The 2092-nt window shown below is 55.7% G+C and carries 1 protein-coding gene; it reads right to left on the bottom strand.

Going from position 1 to position 2092, the window contains the following annotated elements; translation table 11 throughout:
* Positions 1 to 2059, bottom strand: a 2059-nt coding sequence (locus tag ACW14G_RS22850) for an efflux RND transporter permease subunit (RefSeq protein ID WP_455648857.1), incomplete at its 3' end; no start/stop codon positions are given.
* Positions 2060 to 2092: the final 33 nt, after the last annotated feature.

Below are 2092 nucleotides of genomic sequence, written 5' to 3'. Positions count from 1 at the left end.
CCTGGTCAATCAGCTGGAAGTCGAAGCCGGTCGCGGTACCCAGTTCTACGATAGCCGGCAGGTTAAAGGCGAACACCATCGCGTCTTTAATCTGCGAGAAGTAGCCCATCGCACGACCGGTAATCGCTTCAACCTTGTTCTCTGCGCCCGGACGTTCACTCCAGTCTTTCAGCGACACGAACGCGATACCGGTGTTCTGGCCACGTCCCGCGAAGCCGAAGCCGTTTACGGCGAAGACGGATTCAACGTTGTTTTTCTCTTTGGTGAGATAGTAATCGGTCATCTCATCCAGCACTTTCTGCGTACGTTCCTGGGTCGCACCGGCAGGCAGCTGCGCCATGCTGAGGAATACGCCCTGGTCTTCGTCCGGCAGGAACGAACTTGGCAGACGTACAAACAGGAACGCCATGCCGACAACGATGATCAGATACAGCAGCAGGTAACGACCGGTGCTGCGCAGAATGTTGCCTACGCTATCGGTGTAGTGGTGCGTGCTCTTCTCGAACATCCGGTTAAACCAGCCGAAGAAACCGGTGGTTGTGCCGTGGCTGCCTTTCTGAATAGGTTTCAGCATAGTGGCACACAGCGCCGGCGTCAGAATCAACGCCACCAGTACCGACAGCGCCATCGCAGAAACGATAGTGATGGAGAACTGACGATAGATAGCACCGGTAGAACCGCCGAAGAAGGCCATCGGGATAAATACCGCGGACAGCACCATCGCGATACCGACCAGTGCGCCCTGAATCTGGCCCATGGACTTACGCGTCGCTTCTTTAGGCGGCAGGCCCTCTTCGGCCATCACACGCTCAACGTTCTCGACCACCACGATGGCGTCATCCACCAATAGCCCGATGGCGAGCACCATCCCGAACATCGTCAGGGTGTTTATCGAGAAGCCGAACGCGGCAAGCACCGCAAAGGTCCCGAGCAGGACGACCGGTACGGCGATGGTTGGGATCAACGTCGCGCGGAAGTTCTGCAGGAACAGATACATTACCAGGAACACCAGGATGATCGCTTCGACCAGCGTTTTCACTACTTCATGAATCGAGATCTTAACGAACGGGGTGGTGTCGTACGGGTAAACGATTTTCAGGCCTGACGGGAAGAACGGCTCCATTTTCACCAGTTCAGCGCGAATGGCATTCGCGGTGTCCAGGGCGTTAGCGCCGGTCGCCAGTTTAATCCCCAGACCGGAAGCCGGCTGTCCGTTAAACTTCGCTACCACGTCATAGCTTTCACCGCCGAGCTCAATTTTCGCGACGTCGCGCAGGCGAACCTGTGAACCGTCCTGATTGACCTTCAGCAGAATGTTGCCAAACTCTTCGGTATTCGTCAGTCGGGTCTGCGCCACGATAGAGGCGTTCAGCTGCTGGCCAGGTACAGGCGGCGTACCACCTAACTGACCTGCCGCAACCTGGGCGTTCTGCGCTTTCAGAGCGCTGATGACATCAACCGGCGTTAACTGGAAGTTGTTCAGCTTGTTCGGGTCCATCCAGATACGCATCGCATACTGAGAACCGAACAGCTGAACGTCGCCCACGCCGCTGGTACGGCTGATGGCGTCTTTCATGTTCGCTGCCACGTAGTCAGAAATATCGTCCTGGTTCATGGTGCCGTTGGTGTTGATAACACCGACGACCATCAGGAAGCTGCTGGACGCTTTCTCAACGCTGATACCCTGCTGCTGAACTTCCTGCGGCAGAAGCGGCGTTGCCAGTGCGAGCTTGTTCTGTACCTGAACCTGAGCGATGTCCGGATCGGTACCGGATTCGAAGGTCAGCGTGATGGTTGCGGTACCGGTGGAGTCGCCGTTGGAGGACATGTACATCAGGTGATCGATACCGTTCATATTCTGTTCGATAACCTGAGTAACCGTGTTCTGCACCGTTTCGGCGTCAGCACCGGGGTACATGGCTGTGATCGAAATTGCAGGCGGCGCAATCGTCGGATATTGCGCAACCGGCAATTTGAGGATCGATAGCCCCCCAGCCAGCATGATAATAATGGCGATCACCCACGCAAATATGGGGCGATCGATAAAGAAATTAGGCATGTCTTAACGGCTCCTGTTTAAGTTAAGACTTGG

Source organism: Kluyvera sp., assembly GCF_965301105.1.
This window is presented reverse-complemented; position numbering and strand designations above follow the sequence as displayed.